This window comes from Chitinophaga chungangae (assembly GCF_017742215.1).
In the GTDB taxonomy this organism is placed as follows: Bacteria; Bacteroidota; Bacteroidia; order Chitinophagales; family Chitinophagaceae; genus Chitinophaga; species Chitinophaga chungangae.
The window spans coordinates 210,336-235,956 of sequence record NZ_JAGHKP010000002.1 but is presented as its reverse complement, the minus strand read 5'-3'; the positions used below and the strand labels follow the sequence as shown (position 1 = coordinate 235,956).

The 25,621-nt window shown below is 53.2% G+C and carries 23 protein-coding genes; 15 read left to right on the top strand and 8 right to left on the bottom strand.

Annotation, left to right across the window (positions count from 1 at the left end; all coding sequences use genetic code 11):
• Position 1: 1 nt before the first annotated feature.
• Together J7I43_RS08995 and J7I43_RS08990 are read right to left on the bottom strand one after the other, a co-directional pair.
• A complete protein-coding gene (locus J7I43_RS08995) occupies positions 2 to 700 on the bottom strand; it encodes a hypothetical protein (protein ID WP_209145338.1) in 699 nt (232 codons plus the stop codon).
• A 27-nt stretch (positions 701 to 727) separates the two neighbouring features.
• Positions 728 to 1,831 (bottom strand): ThiF family adenylyltransferase, encoded by a 1,104-nt coding sequence (locus J7I43_RS08990; protein WP_209145337.1) that lies wholly within the window; start codon positions 1,829 to 1,831, stop codon positions 728 to 730.
• A 633-nt stretch (positions 1,832 to 2,464) separates the two neighbouring features.
• On the opposite strand from J7I43_RS08990, the gene J7I43_RS08985 reads away from it, so the two are divergent.
• Positions 2,465 to 3,199, top strand: coding sequence for a superoxide dismutase (locus J7I43_RS08985; RefSeq protein WP_209145336.1), 735 nt, complete (start codon positions 2,465 to 2,467; stop codon positions 3,197 to 3,199).
• 84 nt (positions 3,200 to 3,283) lie between these two features.
• Here the strand turns inward: J7I43_RS08985 and J7I43_RS08980 are convergent, their stop codons facing one another.
• Positions 3,284 to 4,738: an LptF/LptG family permease gene (locus J7I43_RS08980; RefSeq protein WP_209145335.1), complete on the bottom strand. Its 1,455-nt coding sequence runs from the start codon at positions 4,736 to 4,738 to the stop codon at positions 3,284 to 3,286.
• A 140-nt stretch (positions 4,739 to 4,878) separates the two neighbouring features.
• Between J7I43_RS08980 and J7I43_RS08975 the strand changes: the two genes are divergently transcribed.
• Positions 4,879 to 5,484 carry a hypothetical protein gene (locus J7I43_RS08975; protein ID WP_209145334.1) on the top strand — a complete coding sequence of 202 codons (606 nt, stop codon included), beginning with the start codon at positions 4,879 to 4,881 and terminating at the stop codon, positions 5,482 to 5,484.
• Here the strand turns inward: J7I43_RS08975 and J7I43_RS08970 are convergent.
• On the bottom strand, positions 5,481 to 5,861 hold the full coding sequence (locus tag J7I43_RS08970; protein WP_236023346.1) for an START-like domain-containing protein: 381 nt from the start codon (positions 5,859 to 5,861) through the stop codon (positions 5,481 to 5,483). The genes J7I43_RS08975 and J7I43_RS08970 overlap by 4 nt on opposite strands.
• A 398-nt stretch (positions 5,862 to 6,259) precedes the next feature.
• Here J7I43_RS08970 and J7I43_RS08965 point away from each other — a divergent pair, with 398 nt between their 5' ends.
• From J7I43_RS08965 to J7I43_RS08925, 9 genes are all read left to right on the top strand, one after another.
• Positions 6,260 to 7,129, top strand: a complete 870-nt coding sequence (locus J7I43_RS08965) for a sigma-70 family RNA polymerase sigma factor (RefSeq protein WP_074240841.1) — start codon at positions 6,260 to 6,262, stop codon at positions 7,127 to 7,129.
• Between the two features lie 129 nt (positions 7,130 to 7,258).
• The gene (ffh, locus tag J7I43_RS08960) at positions 7,259 to 8,578 is read left to right on the top strand and encodes a signal recognition particle protein (RefSeq protein ID WP_209145332.1); all 1,320 of its coding nucleotides are present in this window, start codon (positions 7,259 to 7,261) and stop codon (positions 8,576 to 8,578) included.
• A gap of 188 nt (positions 8,579 to 8,766) precedes the next feature.
• On the top strand, positions 8,767 to 9,165 hold the full coding sequence (gene rpsP / locus J7I43_RS25005) for a 30S ribosomal protein S16 (RefSeq protein WP_378108706.1): 399 nt from the start codon (positions 8,767 to 8,769) through the stop codon (positions 9,163 to 9,165).
• Positions 9,166 to 9,245: 80 nt separating this feature from the next.
• Positions 9,246 to 9,767, top strand: coding sequence for a ribosome maturation factor RimM (gene rimM / locus J7I43_RS08950; protein WP_209145330.1), 522 nt, complete (start codon positions 9,246 to 9,248; stop codon positions 9,765 to 9,767).
• A 10-nt stretch (positions 9,768 to 9,777) separates the two neighbouring features.
• Positions 9,778 to 10,458, top strand: a complete 681-nt coding sequence (gene trmD, locus J7I43_RS08945; protein WP_209145329.1) for a tRNA (guanosine(37)-N1)-methyltransferase TrmD — start codon at positions 9,778 to 9,780, stop codon at positions 10,456 to 10,458.
• Positions 10,459 to 10,541: 83 nt separating this feature from the next.
• Complete coding sequence (gene rplS, locus J7I43_RS08940; RefSeq protein ID WP_209145328.1) at positions 10,542 to 10,889, top strand: 50S ribosomal protein L19; 348 nt, start codon at positions 10,542 to 10,544, stop codon at positions 10,887 to 10,889.
• Between the two features lie 329 nt (positions 10,890 to 11,218).
• Complete coding sequence (locus J7I43_RS08935; protein ID WP_236023345.1) at positions 11,219 to 11,446, top strand: Sec-independent protein translocase subunit TatA/TatB; 228 nt, start codon at positions 11,219 to 11,221, stop codon at positions 11,444 to 11,446.
• 81 nt (positions 11,447 to 11,527) lie between these two features.
• Positions 11,528 to 12,973: an Asp-tRNA(Asn)/Glu-tRNA(Gln) amidotransferase subunit GatA gene (gatA, locus tag J7I43_RS08930; RefSeq protein WP_236023344.1), complete on the top strand. Its 1,446-nt coding sequence runs from the start codon at positions 11,528 to 11,530 to the stop codon at positions 12,971 to 12,973.
• 19 nt (positions 12,974 to 12,992) lie between these two features.
• Complete coding sequence (locus J7I43_RS08925) at positions 12,993 to 14,228, top strand: lytic transglycosylase domain-containing protein (RefSeq protein WP_209145327.1); 1,236 nt, start codon at positions 12,993 to 12,995, stop codon at positions 14,226 to 14,228.
• Between the two features lie 74 nt (positions 14,229 to 14,302).
• Here J7I43_RS08925 and J7I43_RS08920 read toward each other — a convergent pair whose 3' ends face one another.
• Both J7I43_RS08920 and J7I43_RS08915 read right to left on the bottom strand, forming a co-directional pair.
• Complete coding sequence (locus J7I43_RS08920; protein WP_209145326.1) at positions 14,303 to 15,736, bottom strand: cation:proton antiporter domain-containing protein; 1,434 nt, start codon at positions 15,734 to 15,736, stop codon at positions 14,303 to 14,305.
• A gap of 113 nt (positions 15,737 to 15,849) precedes the next feature.
• A complete protein-coding gene (locus tag J7I43_RS08915) occupies positions 15,850 to 16,257 on the bottom strand; it encodes a DoxX family protein (RefSeq protein ID WP_209145325.1) in 408 nt (135 codons plus the stop codon).
• Between the two features lie 113 nt (positions 16,258 to 16,370).
• Here J7I43_RS08915 and J7I43_RS08910 point away from each other — a divergent pair, with 113 nt between their 5' ends.
• The 4 genes from J7I43_RS08910 to J7I43_RS08895 all read left to right on the top strand — a co-directional run bounded on the left by J7I43_RS08910 (position 16,371) and on the right by J7I43_RS08895 (position 21,087).
• The gene (locus J7I43_RS08910) at positions 16,371 to 16,757 is read left to right on the top strand and encodes an RNA-binding S4 domain-containing protein (protein ID WP_209145324.1); all 387 of its coding nucleotides are present in this window, start codon (positions 16,371 to 16,373) and stop codon (positions 16,755 to 16,757) included.
• A 39-nt stretch (positions 16,758 to 16,796) separates the two neighbouring features.
• Positions 16,797 to 18,023, top strand: coding sequence for a diaminopimelate decarboxylase (lysA, locus tag J7I43_RS08905; RefSeq protein WP_209145323.1), 1,227 nt, complete (start codon positions 16,797 to 16,799; stop codon positions 18,021 to 18,023).
• The gene (locus tag J7I43_RS08900) at positions 18,023 to 18,664 is read left to right on the top strand and encodes a DUF3267 domain-containing protein (protein ID WP_209145322.1); all 642 of its coding nucleotides are present in this window, start codon (positions 18,023 to 18,025) and stop codon (positions 18,662 to 18,664) included. Before lysA ends, J7I43_RS08900 begins: the two co-directional genes overlap by 1 nt.
• Before the next feature lie 77 nt (positions 18,665 to 18,741).
• A complete protein-coding gene (locus J7I43_RS08895; RefSeq protein WP_209145321.1) occupies positions 18,742 to 21,087 on the top strand; it encodes a hypothetical protein in 2,346 nt (781 codons plus the stop codon).
• On the opposite strand, the gene J7I43_RS08890 is transcribed toward J7I43_RS08895, so the two are convergent.
• Positions 21,077 to 24,709, bottom strand: a complete 3,633-nt coding sequence (locus tag J7I43_RS08890; protein ID WP_209145320.1) for a BamA/TamA family outer membrane protein — start codon at positions 24,707 to 24,709, stop codon at positions 21,077 to 21,079. The two genes, J7I43_RS08895 and J7I43_RS08890, sit on opposite strands and share 11 nt — an antisense overlap.
• Positions 24,706 to 25,560, bottom strand: a complete 855-nt coding sequence (locus J7I43_RS08885; RefSeq protein ID WP_209145319.1) for a hypothetical protein — start codon at positions 25,558 to 25,560, stop codon at positions 24,706 to 24,708. The genes J7I43_RS08890 and J7I43_RS08885 overlap by 4 nt, the downstream gene beginning before the upstream one ends.
• Between the last annotated feature and the right edge of the window lie 61 nt (positions 25,561 to 25,621).

The following is a 25,621-nucleotide window of genomic DNA, read 5'->3' as shown; positions in this document are numbered from 1 at the left end:
ATTATTGCACCATTTGCGGCAATCCGAGCAGGTAATTCACTTCAAAAGTGCCTTTGGGGCCTGTTTCGGTACGCACCTGGTTGGGGTTGCCGCGCAGGTTGCGTATCAGTTCCCTCTCGCCCGGGTCTGCGCTGGCTACTTCGTGAATGTCCCTGATGATCATGGCGGTGGCCACCAGGTCGTCTTTCGGGTAATAGAACACACCTTCGTTGCCGAGTGAAGTGTCTATCACCGCGCCTACTCTTTTGGCCCCGCGGGTAGTTACCGGGGCGCAAAGCACGTGTACGTTGTTGACGGGAAGCTGGGTCATCAGCGCTACGCACACCCTGCTCAGGATGAGGCTCCCGATGCCCATGCCGGCCACCTCTTTGGAGTTCCACAAGCCGCAGATCTCCGCGCTGCCGATCTTCACATCCGAATATATCTTGGGATCGTATTTGCCGATGGCCGTTTCGATGGGCAGCGGCAAAACGCCGTCGGCCATCTGCACGCGAGCGCCTCCGTAGGTTTTGGTGCCGGTATCGTCTTCGACGATCACCACCACCGTATTCCGGTGGTTGATCCAGTCCACGTTGCCGGACGTGATCTTGGTGATACCAAAGTATATCTGCAACAATTTACTGTGGCCTTCGTAAAACCGCATTGCCGCTTCCGGGTCATCCGGCGCGAAAAAAGCCCTTACGTTAATCGGTGCGCTCATTGGTTGCTTCTTTTATTTACAGGGGCATTATTGAATAAGTTCGTCAAAATCCACATAATACCGGCCTGACACTCTCAGCTGGTCCAGCAGGATGCGCCGGCAGGTGTCTGTTACCATCGCGCCTCCCAGCATTACAGACGATGCCAGTTGCGGCCAGGTCGTGATCGTTTTGCCGATCTCGCCCACGGAATATTTCATCCGCCGGCTCATATTGGCAAAGCCCGCCATCGGGCCCAGGATCGGCACTTTTTCCTCGTTGCTGAGGTTGCGCAGCGTGCTGAGATCGTCTATCTGCGGTATCAGCCCGTGCAGCATCGGGTAATCCGGCTCCAGGTCGAACCGCTCGATGTCGAGCATGCCGCGGTCGTTGGTGTCCATCACAACGGGTATCCGCAGCGCTTTGGCTTTCTGCCGGCTGAGGATCTTTACGTCGATGCCGTCGCATTCTTCCACGAGTATGTCCAGCTTGCCGCCTTCGGTCAGGAAGCTGTCGAGATTGTTTTCAGTAGCGCCGTCCGCATAACATTTCACCTGCAGGAAAGGGTCTATTTCCGCGATCTCGCGGGCGGCCACGATCACTTTGGGCATGCCCAGGCTGGATACGTTCGTCCGCAGGCGGTTCATATTGGTCAGTTCCACGGCGTCGAAATCGGCCAGCCGCAGCTCGCCGCACACCCGCTCCATCGCCAGCGTGAGCGCAATCGTTTGCCCGACGCTCAGGCCGATAATGCCGATCTTCTTCTTCGCCAGCACGTCTCTTTCTTCCGCGGTAATTTTATGCATGTTGCGGGAAGTGCGCAGTAAAATGAACTCTTCCCGGCCCACCAGGTGCACTACCTTGGCAGACCAGGGAAAATATACCCATAGGCCGTAATCTTCGGGAGATGTCCCGTTCAGATGCTTCTCAATGGCCGCTTCCGTTTCCGCCGCCGTAAGGCTGCGGGTGGGATGGCTGATCTTGACAAGCTCTTTCAGCTGGCTGTGCAACTCGTCAAATACGCTGACCTGCGGGTTCTCCCGCAACAGGTCCAGCAGGGCTTCCTTTTCCCCCCGCCGCGCGGGCTCAAAGAAAACTGGCGAATAGGTTAAGCGTTCGTGCCGTGACTGCTGTATTCGTTCCTGGATTGTCATGCTGCCTCCACTCTCTGTTTTACTGGGTGATCGATTCTGCTTTCCTGGTGCTCCTTGATGCTTCGTTAGGTTATTGTTACTTCAAAGTATAAGGACCATCTCACCAATTCGTTCTCTGCCGCTAAGGGGTGTTATGACTCACAAACTCCTTTCCGGCTTTAAAACAAGCAATAAGTGATTAATATTTAAAAAACTGTTGGCACCGGGCCTGCAGCCCGGCGTGGTAAATCTGTGTCTGCCGGCCCGCGAGGGAACGGCGGTTATATAAAAGGAAAATCAAGAACTACATTCAACGTTTGCGGGGGATGGACGAGTGCCGGCGGTTGCCGGTTGCAGGAAGTACAGGTTGCCTTCCGGCGAAGTCCGGTCCGGGGAAGGGTAAAGCCTTATTCCAGGGATAAATAGCGTCATCTTTCGAAAATGATTAAAATACTACTACTTCAACACATGAATATAAAAGTAAAATAGCAATTAATTTCAAATTAAACTATAATCCGCTACTTTATTTTAACCGGTTAGCAAATATAATGATAAAATTATACTGGTCTTCCCGCTTCAATTTTTTACATTGGTGTAAAATTTGCGCGCCTTTGCGCTGTTAAAATATAGATTTGTAACCTAAATAGTTTCATAATGAATAAGAGAGAATTCATCAAAGTGGCCGGCCTGGCCGGTATCGCTGCGCTCGTAGCGCCCGGTTGCGCAGGCGCCGCGGAAGCTGCAGACGGCAATAAAACCCTCCTGGCCCTCAAACCGCCGTTTGTGCTGCCCGAGCTGCCTTACGCGGTAGACGCGCTGGAGCCTAACATCGATAAGATGACCATGGAGATCCACCACGGAAAACACCACGCGGGTTACGTTACCAATCTCAACAAAGCCGTGGAACAAGGCGCTTTCGCAGGCCTCAGCCTCGGAGACATCCTCACGAAAGTTTCCGCCGGCGACACAGCAGTGCGAAACAACGCAGGCGGCCACTACAACCACAGCCTCTTCTGGAAACTGATGTCCGCCGGTAAATCCGAGCCTTCCGGCGAACTTAAAAAAGCGATCGATACCGCCTTCGGCTCAATGGACGAACTCAAAACCAAATTCGCGGACGCCGGCAAAGGCGTGTTCGGCAGCGGCTGGGCATGGGTGATCGTGAAAACAGACGGCAGCCTCGCTGTTACTTCCACGCCCAACCAGGACAATCCGCTTATGACCAACCTGGCCAAAGACCCCGGCACGCCCATTCTTGGCGTGGACGTTTGGGAGCATGCCTATTACCTCAAGTACCAGAACAAACGCCCCGATTACCTCACAGCATTTTGGAACGTGGTGAACTGGACCCAGGTAAACGAACTGTACACCGAAGCACTGAAGAAATAATGCAGTACGCATACAAAATATAAAAGCCGGGCAGTTGTTTGCCCGGCTTTCTTTATTTTAAACAGCAGTTAACCGCCGCCCGCGCTACCTGCTGATCTCATGCTGGCTCTGCCGGCGCCGGAAATATTTTTTAAATGTTTGAAATGCCCTGTAGTAAGCTTCTTTGTTGAAAAGGTTGGAATCGTTCATGGCCTTGTACACGAGGAACCCCGCGATCGGCAGAAGAACGATATTGGCCAGCCACATCCCGCTCCACGACGCCATTACATCTTTACGCGCCATCTTCTCGCCGGTCATAAAAAATATATTGAAGATCACGAAGAATATGACGGCGAATACAAGCGGTGTGCCCAGGCCGCCTTTCCGGATAATGGAGCCGAGCGGCGCGCCGATGAGGAACATCACGACACAGGCCGCGGCCAGCGAGAATTTGCGCTGCCACTCCACTTTGAAGAGCGATATCTTGGACTGGTTGTCTGAAAAGTCTTTCGCGCTGGAAGCGAGCGACACTTCGGTTTCGCGCAGGTTGGATTCCACGCGCTCCAGCACGTAACGCTGCGATTTTTCGGGGATCACCTCCAGGAAGTTGTCTACCTTGAGCGGCGGCGCGGAAGCCAGCCAGCCCGTGTCTTTCCATTTGTAGAACGGGTAACGCGTGGTAACGTAGGCATGCACGGTACGGATATACGCGGAATCGATGCCGCGCAGCGAATCGAGCCCTTCGTCCAGCTGGCGGATATTGAGCATCTGCTGGTTGGAGGCGAACGCATCGAGCGGCAGGCGGTCGAATGCAAGTGCCTTCAGGTCGAACGGTTTGATGTAGGTTTTGAAACCGAGGCGGATCAGTTCGTTGCCGCCCCTGCCGGAACGATTGTCTCTCTCTTCGAAACGCCATCCGTTCTCGAGGGTGAAGTTGAGATACCGTTTGTCCGGCGAAAGCTCCATGGTGCCTTTTTCGGCGAGTATCAGCCTTTCGTTGCCGGAGGTGCCGCCGTTGGGCGAGCGGTCGTAGATCATCACCTGGTGAATGGTCTTGTTGTCCGGGTCTTTTTTCGCGACCTTGATCACATAACCTGGAATATCGCTGTAAAACACGCCCTGTTTGATGTTGAAGGCGGGTTTGGACTGGGTGATATCGTAAAGGAGCGATTTTGCGCGCAGGTTGGCGATGGGGATGATGTAGTTGGCGAAAAGGAATGCGCCTACGGCGATGAGGGCGGAAAAGAAAAAAAGCGGGCGGATGAAGCGCAGCAGCGAAATGCCGGCGGACTTGATGGCGACCAGCTCGAAACTCTCACCGAGGTTGCCGAAGGTCATGATGGAAGAAAGCAGCACGGCCAGGGGCATGGCCAGCGGCACGAGGCTGGCGCTGGTATACACCAGCAGTTCCACGATCACCGGCGTATCCAGCCCTTTGCCCACGAGATCGTCTATGTACTTCCATACGAACTGCATGATGAGCACAAAAAGCGTCACGAAAAAAGTGGCTATAAAAGGCCCTACGAAGGTTTTAATAATAAGTTTATCGAGTTTCTTCACTGCCGCTCAACGGAAATTAAAATTGAAAAATGTGAAACTGACTGGTATTCAGTATACTTTTGTAAACCAGCCGCACAAAGTTAACACGATTCCCTGAAGCTGGATGCGGCGGCAAATCAAAAAACCGTTAATTTATTTTCATGGGCACATTTGAGTTGAACAGCATAGAAATGGGAATGGTGCGCGATGCGGAATGGATACTCGTCAAAAACCGGATCATCGACAAGGTGTATGGTCTTTTCGGGGCCCTGCAGCAGGCCATGGCGGCGGACCCGGTAATTGCACGGTTGCCGGAGGCGCAGGCGCAACCTGCGAAGATCAGCAGGGGAGAGCAATACCTGGGCCTGCCATACGTGATCCTCGATTATCCGCGCTCGTTTAGCCGTGAGCGTATTTTCGCCTGCCGCACGTTTTTCTGGTGGGGCCGGTTTTTCAGTCTCACCCTTCACCTGGCCGGCGAATCGCTGGATGCGCACCGGGAACGGCTGCTGCGGTTACAGGGCGCGCTGGCGGAAGCGGGCTGGCACGTATGTGTGCACGACGATCCCTGGCAGCATCATTTCGGGGAAGACAATTACCGCACGGTAAGGTCGCTTACACCGGCGCAATGGGAGCAGCTGATGCGGCAAACATTTTTCGTGAAGCTCGCGAAACAGTATGACTTAGAGGAATGGGGAAACATGACAGCCATTGCAGTGGCCGAATACGCCGCCCTGCTGGAAATGCTGAAAGGGGGAACGGACTAGTTGCCTATACGGTGGAAAAGATCTTTAATCTGGTAATCCCACAGCTGGCTCTGATCTGCCACTTCTTTCTTTTCGGCGAAATCTCTGATCACCAGTATGGTCATATTGGTAACTTCGGAAATCTGGATCCTGAATTCGAAAAATTCATTTTTGGGAGCGTGTAACCAATGTAAACGGATGAACTCGTCGTCTTCCTGTTCCATCACTTCGGCTTCTTCCGTAGACCCGTTCCAGGAAAAGGAGAAAACATTGTCCCGGAAATCGACTTTATCTGCAAACCATTCCTGCAAACCTGCGGGGGTGGAAAGGAATTCATAAAGGATACTTGGAGAGCACCGAACCGGATATTCTAACTCATATTGCACTTTCTTTGACATCGCACAGTATTATTATTAAATCAAAATCATCTGCCTGCAATTATAGAAATTTTTTCATCCTATCAAAATAAATTTTAGAAAATTTTCGATATATTAACTATTTCATTCTCAAACCTGAGCATAATTTGAAATATGAAGTTTTACAACTACGTATCAGGCGCTTTTTGATCTTTTTAACCGGCTTCTTTTCCTATCTACTTCAAAATCAAAGCGAATACAGTACCGGGTTTCGTTAATGGAGTATCAGTCGAATAGTTTATAGGCAACAATCGATTTAGCTTGAATGTGATTCAATGGGGGGTAATTTTTTTTGGGTGGTATCTAAAAAAAGTTATTTTTGTCTAGCATTCTTCTAAATTAACTTATTAATAACCTGTAACTGTTCCCGTGCTATGTCAATGCGCCAACTAAAAATCACGAAGTCCATTACGAATCGTGAATCACAGTCGCTAGAAAAGTATCTGCAGGAGATCGGCAAAGTGGATCTCATTACGCCGGAAGAAGAAGTGAATCTGGCAATCCGCATTAAACAAGGGGACCAAAGGGCTTTAGAGAAGCTGACCAAAGCCAATCTGCGTTTCGTCGTATCTGTTGCGAAACAGTACCAGAACCAGGGCTTATCCCTTTCCGACCTTATCAATGAAGGCAATCTCGGCCTCATCAAGGCCGCTCAGCGTTTTGACGAGACCCGCGGTTTCAAGTTCATTTCCTATGCCGTTTGGTGGATCCGTCAAAGCATCCTCCAGGCATTGGCAGAACAGTCCCGCATCGTTCGCCTTCCGCTGAATAAAGTTGGTTTGTCCAACAAAATCAGCAAAGCATACTCCCAACTCGAACAGGAATTCGAGCGTGAGCCTTCTCCCGACGAGCTGGCCACCATTCTCGAGATCAATACCGAAGAAGTGGAAGCTACCCTGGGCGTAGCCGCCCGCCACGTTTCCATGGACGCACCGTTTATCGACGGGGAAGACAACTCCCTGCTCGACGTGCTCGAAAACCCCAACGCCGTTAGCGCAGACGAAGAGCTGGACCACCACGATTCCCTCCGCCGCGAGATCGAACGTTCCCTGAGCACCCTCACCGACCGCCAGAAAGACGTGATCATGCTGTATTTCGGCATCGGCGTGGAACATCCCATGAGCCTTGAAGATATCGGCGAAAAATTCGGCCTTACCCGCGAAAGGGTACGCCAGATCAAAGATAAAGCCATCACCAAGCTCCGCACCACCAGCCGCAGCAAACTGCTGCGCAACTACCTGGGAGGCTGAGCCGGTACATAAAAAACAAGCTGGAAAAGTAAAAAAGAAGGTTCGGATGCAATGCCAGCCATCTTTTTTACTTTTTTAGTTTTACAGAAACCGTATTTTTGCAGTCCAAAATTTTCACCAGCATAATTTATGTTCGAATCATTATCAGAGCGGCTCGAAGGGGCCTTCAAACAACTTAAAGGAGAAGGCCGTATCTCGGAAATCAACATTGCCACCACGGTAAAGGAAATCCGCCGGGCGCTCGTGGATGCGGACGTGAACTACAAGATCGCGAAGGATTTTACCGACAGGGTGAAAGACAAAGCCCTGGGCGAAAAAGTGCTCACGGCCATTTCTCCCGGCCAGCTCATGGTAAAGATCGTGAAGGACGAACTGGTGGAACTGATGGGCAGCACGGAATCGGAGCTGGATATCAAGACCAATCCCACCGTGATCCTCATCGCCGGCCTGCAGGGCTCGGGTAAAACCACCTTCTCCGGTAAACTGGCCAATTTCCTCAAATCCAAAAAGAACAAGAAACCCCTGCTTGTGGCGGCGGACATTTACCGTCCCGCGGCGATCGACCAGCTGAAAGTGCTCGGCGGGCAGGTAGGGGTGGAAGTATATAGCGAACCTGAGAACAAAAACGCCGTGGAGATCGCGGAAAACGCCATCAAACACGCGAAAGCCCAGGGCAACAACATCGTGATCATCGATACCGCCGGCCGCCTAGCGGTAGACGAAGTGATGATGACCGAGGTGAGCAACGTGAAAAAAGCCGTGAATCCGCAGGAGATCCTCTTCGTGGTGGATTCCATGACCGGCCAGGATGCCGTGAACACCGCCAAGGCGTTCAACGAGCGGCTGAATTTCTCCGGAATCGTGCTCACCAAGCTGGATGGCGATACGCGCGGCGGTGCGGCCCTCACCATCACCTACACCGTACAGAAGCCCATCAAGTTCGTGAGCATGGGCGAAAAGCTGGACACGCTCGACGTATTTTACCCTGAGCGTATGGCCCAGCGTATCCTCGGCATGGGCGACATCACCACCCTCGTGGAAAGGGCCCAGGAGCAGTTCAACGAAGAACAGGCGAAAAAACTGGAGAAAAAGATCCGTCAGAACCAGTTCGATTTCGACGACTTTAAAGAACAGCTGGCGCAGATCAAAAAGATGGGCAGCATCAAAGACCTGCTGGGCATGATCCCCGGAGTGGGCAAAGCGGTGAAGGACCTGGACATCAGCGACGACGCGTTCAAAGGCATCGAGGCGATGATCAATTCCATGACGCCGGCCGAGCGCGGCAACCCGGACCTGATCGACGGCAGCCGCCGCAAAAGGATCGCGAAAGGCGCGGGCAAGGAGATCCAGGACGTGAACCAGTTCATGAAACAATTCGAACAGATGCGACAGATGATGAAAATGATGAATAAGATCCCGGGTGGCGCGAAGGGTTTGAAAATGAGATAATAAAATATAGCAGTAAAATACAGAGTTAAATTTTGTTTTGAGAATTTCATTTTTAGCGCTACATTTGCTGCCCGAATTAGAAACAATATTTTTTAACAACTCGCAAAAAATAATTCGACTTATTTATGCCAGTAAAGATCAGATTACAGAGACACGGCGCGAAAAAGAGACCTTTTTACTTTATTGTTGTGGCAGACGCCCGCGCGCCCAGGGATGGTAAATTCATCCAGAAAATCGGTACCTACAATCCTTTGACAGTACCCGCATCTATCAACATCGATACGCAGAAAGCGCTCCGCTGGCTGCAGAAAGGCGCACAGCCGACCGATACCGTTAGGCGCATCTTGTCCTTCAAAGGCGTATTGTACCTGAAACACCTTCTCAGAGGGGTTAAACTCGGTCTGTTCGACGAGCCTACCGCTTACACCAAATTCGAGCAATGGCAGGCTGACCACGAAGAGAAAGTATCCGCACGCCGCGAAACCCAGAAAAGGGCCGTACGCGCTGCACAGCCGGTTGTAAGGAAAGTTGAGGACGTAGCTCCCAGCGCTCCTGCTGCTGAAGGTGAGGAAGCTCCCGAAGCTTAATCCGGCAATAAACAACATATTCAGAAAGGGAAGATTTGTTCGCAAAGATTCCCTTTCTGCTTTTACAAGGCACCCGTTCCATGGCTAATTATTTCAATATCGGCAAGCTGAGCGCCGTTTACGGCACAGATGGCGAGTTCATTCTCCGCCACAGCCTCGGCAAACGCACCGCGCTGAAAGACGTTGCCGCCGTTTTTATCGAAGAGCGGAAAGACAGCTTTCTGCCTTATTTCGTGCAGCACGCCAAAGCCAAAGACGCCGAACATCTTTACATCAAACTCGAAGGCATCGATACCCGCGAAGCGGCCCGCAACCTGCTGCAGAAAGGGGTATACCTCGAAGAAGCCGATTTCAAAACCCAGGCTTCCGGCTCCGCGCCGCTGTCGCTGCTGGGCTATAAGGTGGAAGACAGTGTGGAAGGCGCTCTCGGCGTGATCGAAGAGATCATCGAAATGCCGCACCAGGTGCTTGCCCGCGTTACTTACAAGGAAAAGGAAATGCTGCTGCCGCTGAACGAGCAAACGCTCCTGAAAGTGGACAAAAAGAACCAGCTGGTGCGCCTCGAACTGCCGGAAGGCTTGCTGGACATCTATTTAGGTTAAAAAGAACATTATGCGGATAGATATCATAACCGTATTGCCGGAGCTGCTCGAAAGCCCTTTCGCCCATTCCATCATGAAACGGGCGAAAGACAAGGGTTTGCTGGAAGTAAACGTGCATTTCCTGCGCAAATATTCCAATTTCCGGCAAAACCAGGTAGACGATTACCAGTTCGGCGGCGGCGCCGGCATGGTGATGATGATCGAGCCGCTGGTGAACGCCATCGAAGCGCTGCAGAAAGAAACGACCTACGACGAGATCATCTATCTCACGCCGGACGGCCAGACGTTTAACCAGAAAATGGCTAACCGCCTGAGCCTCAAAGGCAACCTGCTGCTGATCTGCGGCCATTACAAGGGCATAGACGAGCGGGTGAGGGAACATTTCGTGACCATGGAGATCTCCATCGGCGATTTTGTACTGTCCGGCGGGGAACTGGCCGCGGCGGTAGTGGTAGACGCCATCGGGCGGCTGCTGCCCGGGGTGCTGAACGACGAAACCTCCGCGCTGTTCGATTCTTTCCAGGACAACCTGCTGGCGCCCCCCGTGTATACCCGGCCCGAGACCTTCCGCGACTGGAAAGTGCCGGCGGTGCTGATGAGCGGCGATCACCGGAAGATCGAGGAATGGCGGCACGACGAGGCCGTAAAACGCACGAAAGAGCGCCGGCCGGACCTTTTGAAACATGACTGAAACAATATTTTTATAAAAACCGGGAAAAGGTCTTGGTATTTGGAGATTGTTCCTTACCTTTGCCGTCCTAATAATAATTGAAGATGAACGCGATTTCTTTTGTTCACGAGCAGTTGACTGCTAACAAGCAATTTCCGAAATTCAAAGCCGGTGACAATGTTACCGTTAACTATAAGATCGTAGAAGGCAATAAGGAGCGTATCCAATCCTTCAAAGGCGACGTAGTGAAGCTCCAGGGCTCTGGTTTCACCGCATCTTTCACCGTTCGTAAGATCTCCGACGGCATAGGCGTTGAAAGGCTGTTCCCCCTGTACTCTCCCAACATCGATTCCATCGTGTTGAACAAGGTGGGTAAAGTAAGAAGGGCGAAACTGTATTACCTCCGCGAACGCCAGGGTAAAGCAGCACGTATCAAAGAAAAAAGGGTTTAGTATTTATACAGGGAAATTAGTATACGGAAGTCCGCATGGGCTTCCGTTTTTTTGTGCCTGTTATACGTTGATCCTGAATGTGTTCTGTATCCGGCTTTAGAGTTGGCGGCTCACAATGTCATTTTTTTATGGCAGTATTCCCGGCAGCCGGAAATTAATGTATCTTACCAATGGTAACTGTGTATGCCGGCGAAGGAAGGGATTGTTGCAAGGGCCGCACCATAGCTGTTTTGAGGAACCTTAAAAGTTCATTAAAGTATGCCCCGGTGCATTGAAAAACCCCGAAATATACCCTACCTTTGTTAGCTGAACTTTTTAAAAACTGAGAAATGACTGCTATTTTCGCTAAATCACCATTATTACTTTTTCAAGAATTAGGCATGACCGAACTCATCCTCATCGCTGCCGTAGTATTGCTCCTTTTCGGCGGTAAAAAAATTCCCGAGCTCATGCGTGGTCTTGGTAAAGGTATCCGCGAATTCAAAGACGCGAAAGACAACGTGCGCCGCGAGATGGAAGAGGGCATGAAAGAAACCGAAGTTAAGAAAAACGCCTAATCGACCTCGAAGAATGGCCGTGACGGCCTATTCTCATTTGTTGCAGAAATCTCCCATTGTAAGATTTAAACTGGTTTGGGTTTGACTGAATTCAGCAGTATATCGTCTTTTCATGAGGCGTTGTATGCCGGAAAAACGACCTGCGAGGCCGTGGTGCGAATGTACCTGGACAGGATTGAGCAGGCCCGGCATCTCAATGCTTATTTAGAAGTTTTTACCGAAGATGCTTTGGCGCAGGCGCGTTCCCTGGATGAAAAGATCCAAAAGGGGGAGCGCCCGGGCCTTTTGGCGGGTGTGGTGATCGGCATCAAGGATGTGATCTGCTACAAAGGCCATAAGGTTTCCGCCGCATCGAAAATACTGGAAGGGTTTACTTCCCTGTACAACGCGACGGCAGTGGAAAGACTGCTGGCCGAAGGCGCCGTTATTATCGGGCGCCTGAACTGCGACGAGTTTGCGATGGGCAGCACCAACGAAAACTCCGCATACGGCAAAGTGCTGAATGCGCTGGATAATACCCGGGTACCGGGCGGTTCTTCAGGCGGCTCGGCCGTAGCGGTACAGGCCGGTCTTTGCCAGGTAAGCCTGGGCAGCGACACCGGCGGTTCCGTGCGCCAGCCGGCGGATTTTTGCGGTATCGTGGGATTAAAGCCTACTTACGGCAGGGTTTCGCGGCATGGCCTTATTGCATACGCCTCTTCCTTTGACCAGATAGGCATTTTTGGCTCGAATATTGCAGATGTCGCCGTGGTTCTGCAAGTCATTTCCGGGCCCGATGCCTATGATAGCACAGCCTCTCAAAGTGAAGTTCCTGATTACCAGGCGGAGCTCCGGCACAATAAAAGCCGGAAATTTGCGTATTTGAAAGATGCCCTGCATCATGAAGGTCTCGATACCGAAATGCGGGGGGGATTTGAAAGTTTCTTTGAACAATTGAAGGCCGAAGGTCATACCGTTGAAGGGGTGAACTTCGATTACCTGGATTACGTGGTGGCGGCCTATTATGTGCTCACTACCGCGGAAGCCTCCAGCAACCTGAGCCGGTTCGACGGGGTAAAGTACGGTTACCGCACTCCCCGGGAAGGCCTGGACCTGAACGACTTCTACAAAAAAAGCCGTTCGGAAGGGTTTGGAAAAGAGGTGAAACGCCGCATCTTACTGGGCACCTTCGTGCTGAGCGCCGGTTATTACGACGCTTATTTCACCAAGGCGCAGCAGGTAAGAAGGCTGGTGATGGAGAAAATGCAGCGGATACTGTCGGAATACGACGCTATTTTGCTGCCCACCGTGCCGAGCACAGCCTTTAAGATCGGGGAAAAAATGGACGATCCCATAGCCATGTACCTGGCTGACATTTACACCGTATTGGCGAATCTGACCGGCGTTCCGGCGATTTCCGTACCTTTGCACCGGCATTCTAACGGGATGCCGTACGGCCTGCAGATCATCACGAAGGAGTTTGACGAAAGGAACTTGTTACAGATAGCACATAACATGTTGCAAGAGCAGCAAGTACAAATAGTATAAAAAACAAACAACAACGCGTATGACGAAAGTCTTTTTATTACTCTTGTTGCCGGTATTAGCGGGAAGCACCAGTGCGGTAGCCGCCAGCAGCGAGAGCCCTAAGGAGATAGCGCTTCCGCTCCAGGAAACGCACGCCGATACCTCCGTTACGCTGAAAAAATCCGCCCATCTGCCGAAAGACACGGTGGTGCGCGGTGCGCCCGCTTCACAGGCGGTTAAACAGGCTGCTCAGAACATGCCTGTTGCAGTGCGTACGCCCAAAGTGTACGAACAACTCGGCAACCATTTCGTAAAAGGTTATATCAATGACTATGCCACCCGTTACAGCCGTCACCTTGCCGTGATGGTGGAACGCTCGGCGCCATATTTTACCATGATCGAAAAGGTGTTTTCAGACCACGGCATTCCCGAGGAAATGAAATACCTGGCCGTGATCGAATCCGGTATGTCCTACAACGCCCGCTCCCGCGTTGGCGCGGTAGGCATGTGGCAGTTTATGAGCGGCACCGCCCGCATCTTCGGGCTGAACGTGGGTAAAAAAGTGGACGAAAGGAAAGATTTCTACAAATCCACCGTGGCCGCCGCCAAATACCTGAACGAACTGTACGAGCAGTTCGACGACTGGTTACTGGTAGTAGCGGCTTACAATTGCGGCGCCGGCGGTGTGCAGCGCGCACAGCGGATCTCCGGCAGAAGCGATTTCTGGGGTATCCAGTATTTCCTCCCGGCCGAATCCCGCGGGCATGTGTATAAATTCATCGCTACCGGTTACATTCTCGACCGTTTCAATACCTTCTTTGGCGTAGGCGACAATTACGCCGCAGCCCCGGCCGCACGTATGAGCACTGCCGCGGAGTTCCGCAAGGCGCAGCCGCTTACTGAAGAAGATATGTTCAATACGGTGGAGTTCAATATTTCGGGCAAATACAGGCTCGAAGCCATCGCGAAAAAACTTTCCATGGAACCTGCCGAGCTGGAACGCCTGAACCCCGGGTTCTCCCAGGCGCTGGCGGGCGAAAGCAACAGCTACGACCTGCGTATCCCGAAAGAAAAAATGAAGCTGTTCCTGGCTGAAAAAGAGGAAATTCTCAAAGAATCCCTCCAACTCACGCTCGACGACAAAGCTGCTACGGTTGACAAATCCCGCTTCCCGGCCCCGGTTAAAAAGCCTGAAGTGAATGCCAACCCGAAAAAGAAAGTAGTTGCTAAAAAGCCCACTACTACCCGCAAAAAAACAACTACAAGAAGAAAATAGTCAGTTCAGAAGATAGAGAAAGGCCGCCTACCGGGCGGTCTTTTTTTTTGCCTGGTTCCCGTAAAAACAATATCCTAATGCAGGGCCTTTTCCCCCTTCGCGGCGTATTTGTATTTGTAACTGTTGATGATGTCCAGCGCAGGGCCGGTCATAAACGTGGTAGCCAGCGCCATCAACACCAGCATCGCGAAAACCGGCGGCGTGAGAATCCCCAGATCGTAACCGATATTGAGCACTACCAGTTCCATCAGGCCGCGGGTATTCATCAGCGCGCCGATAGACAAGGCCTCGGTCCAGGGTTGCCCTACAATGCGGGCCGTAAGCGCGGAGCCGGCGAACTTCCCGCCAACCGCCACCAGCATCACGAAGAAAAATATCATCCAAAGGCTGCCGTCGTTCAACAGCCCGATCTGTGTACGTAAACCAGTGAAAGCAAAAAATACCGGCAGCAGTATCACCACGCTCACATCTTCCAGCTTATCCTGCAATACCTGTTTGATATTCGCTTCGGCGGGTATGATGACCCCGGCCAGGAAAGCGCCGAACAACAAATGTATGCCGATCACTTCCGCGAGGTAACCGGCGATGAGCAGCACAAAAAAGCCGAGCGCCACTTTCGTTTTCGTGCCCTGCAGCCGGCTCATGCGTCGTTTCAGCCACGGGCGCACCACCAACAGCATCGCCAGCACAAATACCAGCGCCAGCCCGATGGTAACCATTGCGCTGAGCAAACCGCCGGATTTCACGATGGCCACTACCACGGCCAGAATGCCCCAGGCGGTGAGATCGTCTGCCGCCGCGCAGGTAATAGCCATAGCGCCCAGCTGGGTGCTGCTAAGCCCGCGTTCCTGCACGATGCGCGCCAGCACCGGGAAGGCCGTTACGCTCATGGCAATGCCCATGAACAGGGCGAAAGACAGGAAATTGACGTTCGGCGGCGCATATTGCCGGTACGTGAAATACGCCAGGCATACGCCGAGGAAAAACGGTATGATGATGCTTGCATGACTGATCATCACTGCATCGTGCGCCTTTTGGCGGACTTTGCTGATGTCCAGTTCCATGCCCACGATGAACATAAAGAATGCGAGGCCGATCTGGCTGAGAAATTGAAGGTTGGACATGGAGCCTGCCGGGAAAATGGCTTCCATGGCGGCCGGCGAAAGCCAGCCCAACAGGGAAGGTCCGAGCACGATACCGGCGACGATCTCGCCCACTACCGCGGGCTGTTTGATCTTGCGGGCCAGGTAGCCGAAGATGCGGGACACGCAAAGCACAACAATGATCTGCATCAGGAGTATCGCCAGCGGATGTTGTGCGTGATGCAGCAGTTCGGTAAGCACGTTGCCGCCCGCTGGCGGAGGCGCCACAGGGGCCGGTTGTACAATGGCATTGGTGAGCGGCGTGGCCGCGCGTTCCGGTAATTTTTCGCCCTGGGCGATGATCAGCCAGGTGAACAGCGCAAACGCGCCGATGATTAAGGGGTAGAGGAGATGGTTCCTTTTCATTCCGATAGATACAAGTACCGAAAGATACAAACTCCCCGCTGGTTTTTATTGCAAAACAGCGGCCGGGGTGTTGCTTCCCGTTAACCCCGGACCGATATTGTGCACATATTTTATCAACCGAAAAGAACATCGGATTGGCCGGCCTGCGCCAGCTTTTCTTTGCGCAGTTTATGATACAGCAGGTAGGAGGCGATCACAAAGGCGATGGGTATGAGCATAAAAGCGGTGGCTCCCGGTTGCTCGCCCACGGCCAGCGAAGAATAGGTGGCGCCGATGAGGTCGAACATCAGGCCGGCGTAGGCCCATTCTTTCACTCTCGGGAAGCCTGGAATGAGTATGGCGATGATGCCCAGCAGTTTGGCCACGCCCAGGAAAGGCACGAGGTAAGTTGGGTAGCCCAGGTCCTGGGAGATCATTTTTACGGCTTCAGGCGCGGAAATGGCGTCGAAGAAAGCGCCCATGCCGAGGAAAGCGGCCATCAGGCCGGTAACGATCCAGTAGAAGATTTTAGTTTTTTTCATGACGTCGGGATTTAGTGTGTGTATCGCAAAAGTAGGCTCATCCTGCCATGGAGATGCGCCCTGAATAAGACAAATCAGGGGTCAAATACGACAATTTGCGTAATTTTGCGCCCATGAGCGCGGAAAAATTACGCCTGGACAAATACCTCTGGGCCATCAGGATATTCAAAACCCGCACACAGGCGGCGGCTGCCTGCGATACGGGAAAAGTAAAGCTGCGCGGCACCGCCGTAAAAGCGGCCCGCCCCGTGGTGGTGGGCGACCAGTACGACGTGCGCACCGAAGCCAAACGCTGGAAGATAGAAGTGACGGGGCTGCTGGCCAACCGCGTGCAATATTCCGAAGCTATCAAATATTACCTGGATATTACCCCGGAAGAAGATAAGCTTTTCAATCAAAGGATCGCATCCAGCTTCGATACCGGCAAACGCCAAAGCAAGATCGGCCGCCCCACCAAAAAGGAACGCCGCGATCTGGACGATTTTATGAAGGAAGATTAATATTCTTATTATTTTCGCACATTCAATTTACACGATACAATGGCTAAACAAAGCGATGTTCTCAGCGCGGAGTTCCTGGTGAAAACCGCGCAGGAGTTCGGCACCCCGGTATACATTTACCATGCGGAAAAGATCAAAACACAGTATGAGAAGTTAAAGACCGCCTTCAGCAAGGCGGACGCACGCTTTTTTTACGCCTGCAAAGCCCTGACCAATATCAACGTGCTCCGTTATATCAACTCGCTGGGTTGCGGGCTGGACACGGTGTCTATCCAGGAAGTGCAACTCGGCCTCAAGGCCGGTTTCGATCCGAAGAACATCATTTTCACCCCCAACTGCGTCGATCTCCAGGAGATCATCGCGGCCAAGGAACTGGGCGTGAACATCAATATCGACAACATTTCCATCCTCGAACAGTTCGGCAACCAGTTCGGCGGCAGCTATCCCATCTGCATCCGCCTGAACCCGCACATTATGGCAGGGGGAAACTTTAAAATATCCACCGGGCATGTAGACAGCAAGTTCGGTATTTCCATCCACCAGCTGCGCCACATCGAGCGGATCGTAAAATCCACCAAACTGAAAGTAACCGGCCTGCATATGCACACCGGCTCCGAGATCAAAGATGTGGACGTGTTCCTGCGCGGGGTGGAGATCATGTTCGAAATGACCGAACATTTCCCCGACCTCGAGTTCATCGACCTGGGAAGCGGCTTTAAAGTGGCCTACCAGCAAGGCGATCCGGAAACGGACATCGACCTGCTCGGCAAAAAGCTCACCGACGCTTTCAACAAATTCGCCAAAAACTACGCAAGGCCGCTGCAGCTCTGGTTCGAACCGGGCAAGTTCCTCGTAAGCCAGTGCGGTTATTTCGTGGTAAAGGCCAATGTGATCAAACAGACCACGGCTACAGTGTTCGTGGGGGTGAACTCCGGTTTCAACCACCTGATCCGCCCCATGTTCTACGATTCTTTCCACCTCATCAAAAATATTTCCAACCCGAAAGGCACAGACCGGATCTATACCGTGGTGGGCAACATCTGCGAAACGGATACTTTCGGCTGGGACCGCAAGATCAACGAAGTGCGCGAAGGCGATTACCTCGTGTTCTACAACGCCGGCGCCTACGGTTTCGAGATGTCCAGCAACTTCAACAGCCGCCTGAAACCCGCCGAGGTAATGGTAAAAGACGGCAAAGCGCACCTCATCCGCAAGCGGGATACCATCGAAGACCTGCTGAAGAACCAGCTGGAAATCCCGATGTAATGGACGCGCTGGCCCGATCGCTCCGCGAACAGGGGTATGAGGAATACGCCCGTTTCAGCTTTAACGAGCTGGCCGTTCCCCTGCAGGAAGGCCTGCGCTCCGGCAACAGGTACGCAACTATATTTTTTATCATCATATTAATGGGCTTTGGAGGCATCGGCGCCTTCGCGGCCCATTTTATTTTAACGGATGCGCTCAGCGGCGGCCAGGTGTTCTGGTACACGCTCGCCGGCGTGCCCGCCACGCTGCTGCTGGTGCCGCTGCACGAACTGATACACGGCTGGGCCTTCCGCTGGTACGGCGCGAAGGACGTACGGTACGGCGTTATCTGGAAAAAACTGATGTTTTATGCCGTAGCGCACGGTTTCCCCGTGAATTACAGGCAGTTCCGTTATATCGCGCTGGCGCCGTTCGTGATCATTTCGCTGCTGCTGGCCGGTGCTTTCCTGTGGGTAACCGCTCCCTGGAAAGCCTTTATCCTCGGCATACTGGTGTTCCACGCCATCTGCTGCGCCGGCGATTTCGGGCTCTGCGCCTACTTCTTCCAGGTACGCCACCGCCAGCCCCTCAGTTTCGACGATGCGGACGAAGGCGTCACCTATTTTTACGCCCAACCCGCTTTAAAATCGGAAAACCCGTAACTTTGCATAACCATCCCACGCAACCAATCTGTTTTCCTGCACTGTGACTGTTAGCACATTGGAATTTTGTATTGCATATGAAGATACTTACAGCACACCCCGGCTTATTCAAGGACGACCACCTGATAGACAGTCATATTTCCTTCGTGCCTTTCATAAGGTTCATGAAAGACAAAGCGGAACAGGCCCAGGGTGCCCGCGCCGGGTATTTCAAAGAGATCGTCCGCCACTTCGAGAGTAATCCCGAGCTGCAACAGCCGCTCCGGGAAGACACGGACATTTCCCGGTACCAGGAATACCTCGATCTCATCACCGCCACCGTATTCCCCGTGACCATGGACGAAAGCCGGGACATCTACGGCATCGGCGTGCCATACCGCTTCGCGATATTTTATTACTCAGACCGCTTCCGCCAGATCTTCACCGAAGACGGCAAAGAACTGATGGCCGTGCCCAAAGGCATTTCGGTGGATAAGGTCCGCCGCGACAAACTGTACTGGCTTTACAAGATGATCCTCGAACGCTGGTACGGCCTGCCTATCAACTACGACCAGGAACTGATCCATCACATTGTAAATCCCGAGACCGGGCTTTCCAAATACATCAAAGTGCACATCGACCCGCGTTTTACGGACGTAAAACTCGTGGGCGAGCTGCCGAAGCTGGATTGCGGCGGCATTTGCGCCGGCGACTTCAAGTTCCAGGACATCGAGGAGCTGGAGCGCATCCTGCCGCTGAAGAATTTCGCGCTGGAAGGTTTCGTGATCTGGACCATACAGGACGTAACGAGAGACCATGTGGTGAACGGCATGAAAAACCTCGTGCTCAACATCCGGAAAGACAACGAGCTGAAAACCTATACGCAGGCCCGCGAATACCTGAAAACGCTGGCCGGCCGCGCCGATCTCAACATTCATCTCGTGCCGTTCCTGAAAGTGAACGACAAATCCGTGCTGGAAACAACCTACATTTCCCAAAGCATCATATTCGCCAGCGCCCGCAACGATGCGGAACGCCAGAGCATCAACGAACAACTCCAGCTGTTCCTCGCCAACAACCCGCAACCGCTGGTGCTTACCGAAGTGAACCGGCAGACCGTGGAGCTGTACCCTTTCCTCAAATACCTGCCGCTGCACGGCGTTAAAAGTTTCCTGCTGTTTCCCATCCAGCACGAAAACAACCTGCTCGGCATGCTGGAAATAGCCTCCACCGGCGATCAGGTGGTGGACTGGGACATACTCGGCCAGCTGCAATCCGCTTACGCCGTGGGCTCGCTGCTGCTGCGCAGAAGCATAGAACTGGCGAACGAACGTATCAACGAAGTGATCAAAGACCAGTTCACCGCGCTGCAGCCCGCCGTGGAATGGAAGTTTACCGAAGCGGCCTGGGAATACCTGCATACGCCCAAAGCGCAGCAAAAAGATATCGGCAATATCCTTTTCGAAGACGTGTACCCGCTGTACGGCGCGGTAGATATCCGCAACTCTTCCGTAGAGCGCGGTTCCGCCATCCGCGACGACCTGAAGGAACAACTGCTGCTGATACAGCAAACCTTCAAACGGATCAACGGCGACCTGCACCTGCCGCTGCTGGAAGAGCTGCAGTACAAGAACAACCGTATGCTGAACGGCATGCACGATACATTGTTCGCTGAAGACGAGGTGAAGATCAACGAATTCCTCGACCACGAGATCGCGCCTACCTTCCGGCATTTGTACGACAGCGGGGACGAGCTGAAACCTTTGCTGAACGAATATTTCGAGAAGATCGACAAAGCCACCGGCCACGTGTACCATCACCGCAGGGAATACGAAGAAAGCCTGCGCGACATCAATATGGCCATCAACCAGTACCTCGAAAAAGAAAAAGACCAGCTCCAGCGTTCTTACCCCTGTTACTTTGAAAAGTACCGCACAGACGGGGTGGAGTACAATATCTATATCGGGCAGACCATTGCGCCGGAACGGAAATTCGATATGCTGTACCTGCGAAACCTTCGCCTGTGGCAACTTTCAAGCATGGCGGCGATTGCGAAGATCACGCATGAGCTGGAGCCGCGGCTGAAACTGCCTTTGCAGACCACCCAGCTGATCCTCGCGCACAGCAACCCGATCGCGATCAGTTTCCGGAAAGATGAAAGAAGGTTTGATGTGGAAGGGGCTTACAACATCCGCTACGAGATCATGAAAAAACGGATCGATAAAGTGCGGATCAGGAATACGAACGAAAGGCTGACGCAGCCCGGGAAGATCGCCATCGTATATTCTTACGCGCGCGAAGCGGACGAATACCGCAAATACATCGAATTCCTTCAAAACAAAAACATATTGCTGCCGGATGTTGAAATGCTCGACCTGGAAGAGGTGCAGGGCATCAGCGGCCTGAAAGCGATACGTCTCAGCGTGAATCTTCCTAAAATTTAAACCCGAACGTAACGTACGGTAAAGTGTCTTCCGTGGAATGGCCTATCACCGCCGTGATCACCAGCAGGTTCACGGGCGAGAAATAGATGCCGCCGCCGAAGCCGTCGTGCCACTGGCCGGAGCTTTCCCCTTTTTGCCATACCCTTCCCAGGTCGTTGAACGCAATGAGACCGATGGAGCCGGGAAGGATGTACGATGTGAAGTCGAACAGCTTCACGCGCAGTTCCATATTGTTATAGAACATGCCTGTGCCGGTAAAACGGTTGTTCCGGAAGCCGCGCAGGTTGGCCGTTCCGCCGAGAGACAGTGCCTGGAAAAATTCCGGTTTGCCCCAGGTATAACCGCCGCCAACACGGGTAACCAGCACTACGCTGGGCGGCAGGCCCAGGGATGCGTAAATGCTCATGTCTGACCGTACCTGCAGAAAGTCGTTGCTGAACTGGCTCAAACCTTTGTTGCCGATGATAGTGGTGTTCCACGAGAGGCCGCGGGTGGCGACGATGTCGTTGTCGCGCGTGTCGATGTTGAACGTGCCGCGCAGGCCCGCGAAATATTTATTCTTGAACAGGCTCGCCGAATCGAGGCCATGGGCGTCGTAATTGGTGAGAAACCGGCCTTCGTTGTCTTCCTGCTCCAGCGTAACAGCCGTCAGCGAAGGGCCGATGCCGAAGCTGATGTTTTGCGCGAGGTTCGTGCGCAACAAACCTTCAACGGAATACAGGTTGAAGCGGCTGCGGTAATATCGTATAGGTGGGTCCGTTATATCCTTGTCGTATACGGTTTCGTTGCCGAAGCCGAAGAAGTTCGCCGTGTTGTGCGGCGCTTTCGCAATGCCGTACAGCAGGATGTCTGACTTGCCGATCACGTCGTTGAACTGCCCTTCGTATTTGAACTGGAACGCTTCCGTAGCCACGGCGTGCACGCCGGTGAAGGTATGCTTCACGGCAAAAGAATCTTTACGGAACCCTTGCCCCACGTACTGCACGCCCAGGCCGATCAGGAGGCCGTCGTCCAGGTTATAGCCGCCCGCGATCAGCGGCATGAGGCGGTTGTAGCGGAACGCGAAGCGGTTGTAGTGGATCACTTCCGGGTTGGTGGACAATCTCATTTTTTCGCGGCGCGTAACGGCAAAGCTGTCTTCTTTTCCTTTCAGATCGTAGATCATCACACGTTTGCCGCCGCCTGCGGTGCTGCTGTCGATATAAGTATCTTTATTCCTGCCGCCGATCAGCCGCACGCGGATGGGCGATTTTTCGTCGCCGCGCATCACGAAGCGGTCTTCGCCGCCGAGGCCGTACACCATTACTTCTTTGGTGTGCGCGGGGTTGAAGGTGCGGTCGTACAACGTTTGCTCCAGCTCGCCTTTTTTACTGATCTTCTGCGAAGTGATGCGCATAAAACCATCCTGCAGGCGGTGGACGGAGAACAGCTCGTTTTTCTGCGAACCGGTCACATCCACGGTTTTGGCGAGGAAGCGGTAATATTTCAGCGCTTCTTTTTCCAAAATGGCTCGTCTTGCGATCAATGTGCTCACCATCATGTCTTCCGTCTGTTTGCGGATGGTATCGGGGAATTGCGCCACAGCATGGCGGATCACGCTGTCCGTCATGGTTTCCACCAGCAGCTTCGATTTTTCCTTCCACATGTCTTCACCCATACCGCTCAAAAAATTGCGGTCAAAAAAACGCGTGTTGAATGCGATGCCAGGCACCCAGGGAATTTTTTTCCGGAAACCCTGGATGTATGGAAGCAGCCATGGGCGGCTCATTGCTCTCGGCAGGAAGCCGCTGTTGATAAAAAACGCCTGGTCGCGGTCGCGCGGGATGGGATAAAAAACTTTCGTCTTTTTATTTTTTTCCGCGTACCAGCGCCACTGGTCGTCGTGACGGTCCCAGTCGGAAATATACGTGTCGAACAGCCTGGCATAGAGCACGGAAGCCTGGTCTACGCTGTTGTCGTTGTCGCTCAGCAGTTCGTCCAGCAGCTTCATGGTATTGTAGGTTTTGCTGGCGGTCACGGGCTCGCGTTCTTCAAAAAGGTAAAGTTTGTTGGCAAAGTCTTTCCGGTAAATACCCAGCGCGGTATCGTCCGGCAGGTACACGAAAGAAGGGGTGGTATGCGGGATGCCGGCGGCGTTCGCCAGCGGCGACACTACCAGCGGCGCGTAAGGATTGGCCGCGGATATCTGGTCTTGCACAATTTCTTTCGCGAACGTTTCGCGCAATATCTCCGGGATGGCCGATACGGGCCATTTTTCCAGCGAGCGCAGCACCCATTCCCGCCCGGTGGTATCTTCAAGGCGCAGCGAACGGGTTTGTTTGCCCCCGCCTCGTTTCAATATTTTCATGCCGCCTTTGGCCGTATCGAGATCGATCACCGGGAAGGTGAGGGGCGTGGCCCATACGTCGCGGTAATTGGTGCCGAGGAACCATTTGTGGAAATTGTTGACATCCGCGTATTGCGGATCGGCGGGCAGCGTAACGGTTGCGGGCGGCACGGTGGCGCCCTGAACGGCGAGGCGGCGGCGATAATCGCGCAGGTCCAGCAGGGCCTGGCTGTAAATGGGCTGTGCATCGGATTCGTTGTAGAAATCCGCGCGCACGCGGCCGTTTTTCATCACGGTGAGCACGGTATAACCGTTGAGGTCGGTGGCGAAAAGGGAGTTTTTGCCTTTTTTCGCGCGGTTGTCTTTCGCGCCGGAGCCGCTTACGATGAAGTTCCTGTCGCGTTCGCGGATCAGCTGCAGGCTGTGGTCGTGGCCGGAAACGAATACCACCGGCGCATCGTTGGGCATGGCTTCTTCGATGCCGGCTACCATTCTTTTATACAGCGGGTGCGGCAGATCTTCACGCGTGCCGAACACACCGCGCACCAGCGGGTATACGGAACCGATCACGGGCAAAGGCACGTAGAGATAACGTTTGGCGTCCGTAAGCGGGAAAATATGTTGTTTGAGCGTATAATAACCGCCGTGAATGCCATGGCTGCGCAGCGGGTGATGCGCCGCGAACACCAGCAGCTTGCCGGGGTTGCGTGCCGCGATGTCCGCCAGTTCGGTGAGCACTTCGTCTTCCGTTTTCTGGTCGCAGCTGGATTCCACGCCGGGTTTTCTGCCGGGATAAAGCCACCATTCGGTATCCATCACGATCAGCAGCACATCGTCTCCCAGCGGTACGGGGATGGGGCCGGGGCAGCCGTCTTTCGGCAGGAAGTTCACGTTGGGCAGCAGCAGCGAATCGATATAATGTTGCTGGTTGCGGATCTGCCGCCATCCCTCGGGGCGGTGTTTGCTCCAGTCGTGGTTGCCCGGTACAAAAATCCCTTCCGCTTTCGTGTCTTTCACGAGGCTCACCTGGTAATCGAGTATGAAGCGGGCTTCGTCGAAGTTTTTGGCGGCGGGGTCGGGTAACCCGAGCGGGTACACGTTGTCTCCCAGGAAAAGCACGGTATTTTTCCCTTTGTTGAGGTCGATGTTGCGGCGAACGGCGTCTATCACGGCGTTTTTGCCGTTATGCATTTCGCCGGCGTCGCCGATCAGGATGATGCGCTGCTGCACGCTGTCTTCCTGCGCAAACGCGCCGGCGGCGATACAGCTGAGGAATAGTAGGGCGAGGTATTTCAATTTTTCGGACGGTATTTGAATTTGAGAATATCGGCTGTGTATTCATCGTCGCCTTCGTTGGAGATGTACATGTCCCCGTTGGGCGCAAAGGTAATGCCTTCCGGCTGCGAAAAATGTTTCCTCGGCAGGTGGTGCGCTTCCTGCACATTGCCCTGCAGGTCGGTGATCACCAGCAGTTCGTTGATGGACGCCACGATATACACTCTTTTTTCGATGGGGTGCACGGCCGCGCCGGAAGGGCGGAAATGCCGGGAAGGCGATTCCGCAAGCCCCGGAATGTCTTCCGACCTGATCCTGAAGGCCGTATCCCGGAGGTAAGCCATGGAATCGAGGCGGAAGGCGTATACGCTGGTAAACGGCGTTTTTTTGTCTTCCTCGCAGGATTTGCAGATCACCATCAGCTGGTTGCGCTGGATGTCGTAATAGGCCGCTTCCATATCCCGCTTGCCGGGGTGGGGAAAGTGGTACACGGTGGATTCGGTAGTATCGGAAAACAGGTAATCGATACGGAAAACGGAGCCGTTGCTTTTCAATACCAGCCAGTCTTTGCCGGTAAAGACCAGTTCTTCGTAGTCTCCGCCTTTGCCGAATTTCCAGGTGGGATAGGCGGATTTGGCGCGCAGCCCGACCTGGAAGACCCTGCCCTGTTCGTCGTTATTCGCCATAAAGTGGTCTTCGTCCCGGTAAAACGCGATGCCTGAGATCTCCTGCAACGATTCCCGTACCTTAAAACGCTCGTACTGGCCGAGGTTATAGCCGGCAGGCGAGGTCTGTTTCTCTTTGCTGCGGGTGCCCAATGCATCGCAGGAAAAAAGGGTGGTTATTACCAGGACATGCAATATCATCTTCATACGCCGTTCTTTATACAATAAAATTAACGCAAAAAATGCCGTAATTTGGAAATAGAAATTC

What these genes read in the sequence shown, in the direction of transcription:
- J7I43_RS08915 (WP_209145325.1), bottom strand. Translation starts at nt 16,257, where the DNA reads ATGAAAAAAACTAAAATCTTCTACTGGATCGTTACCGGCCTGATGGCC.
- J7I43_RS08925 (WP_209145327.1), top strand. Translation starts at nt 12,993, where the DNA reads ATGACGAAAGTCTTTTTATTACTCTTGTTGCCGGTATTAGCGGGAAGC.
- J7I43_RS08910 (WP_209145324.1), top strand. Translation starts at nt 16,371, where the DNA reads ATGAGCGCGGAAAAATTACGCCTGGACAAATACCTCTGGGCCATCAGG.
- J7I43_RS08985 (WP_209145336.1), top strand. Translation starts at nt 2,465, where the DNA reads ATGAATAAGAGAGAATTCATCAAAGTGGCCGGCCTGGCCGGTATCGCT.
- J7I43_RS08990 (WP_209145337.1), bottom strand. Translation starts at nt 1,831, where the DNA reads ATGACAATCCAGGAACGAATACAGCAGTCACGGCACGAACGCTTAACC.
- lysA (WP_209145323.1), top strand. Translation starts at nt 16,797, where the DNA reads ATGGCTAAACAAAGCGATGTTCTCAGCGCGGAGTTCCTGGTGAAAACC.
- rimM (WP_209145330.1), top strand. Translation starts at nt 9,246, where the DNA reads ATGGCTAATTATTTCAATATCGGCAAGCTGAGCGCCGTTTACGGCACA.
- J7I43_RS08965 (WP_074240841.1), top strand. Translation starts at nt 6,260, where the DNA reads ATGCGCCAACTAAAAATCACGAAGTCCATTACGAATCGTGAATCACAG.
- trmD (WP_209145329.1), top strand. Translation starts at nt 9,778, where the DNA reads ATGCGGATAGATATCATAACCGTATTGCCGGAGCTGCTCGAAAGCCCT.
- J7I43_RS08895 (WP_209145321.1), top strand. Translation starts at nt 18,742, where the DNA reads ATGAAGATACTTACAGCACACCCCGGCTTATTCAAGGACGACCACCTG.
- J7I43_RS08935 (WP_236023345.1), top strand. Translation starts at nt 11,219, where the DNA reads ATGACTGCTATTTTCGCTAAATCACCATTATTACTTTTTCAAGAATTA.
- J7I43_RS08975 (WP_209145334.1), top strand. Translation starts at nt 4,879, where the DNA reads ATGGGCACATTTGAGTTGAACAGCATAGAAATGGGAATGGTGCGCGAT.
- J7I43_RS08970 (WP_236023346.1), bottom strand. Translation starts at nt 5,861, where the DNA reads ATGTCAAAGAAAGTGCAATATGAGTTAGAATATCCGGTTCGGTGCTCT.
- rplS (WP_209145328.1), top strand. Translation starts at nt 10,542, where the DNA reads ATGAACGCGATTTCTTTTGTTCACGAGCAGTTGACTGCTAACAAGCAA.
- J7I43_RS08900 (WP_209145322.1), top strand. Translation starts at nt 18,023, where the DNA reads ATGGACGCGCTGGCCCGATCGCTCCGCGAACAGGGGTATGAGGAATAC.
- J7I43_RS08920 (WP_209145326.1), bottom strand. Translation starts at nt 15,736, where the DNA reads ATGAAAAGGAACCATCTCCTCTACCCCTTAATCATCGGCGCGTTTGCG.
- J7I43_RS08995 (WP_209145338.1), bottom strand. Translation starts at nt 700, where the DNA reads ATGAGCGCACCGATTAACGTAAGGGCTTTTTTCGCGCCGGATGACCCG.
- ffh (WP_209145332.1), top strand. Translation starts at nt 7,259, where the DNA reads ATGTTCGAATCATTATCAGAGCGGCTCGAAGGGGCCTTCAAACAACTT.
- J7I43_RS08885 (WP_209145319.1), bottom strand. Translation starts at nt 25,560, where the DNA reads ATGAAGATGATATTGCATGTCCTGGTAATAACCACCCTTTTTTCCTGC.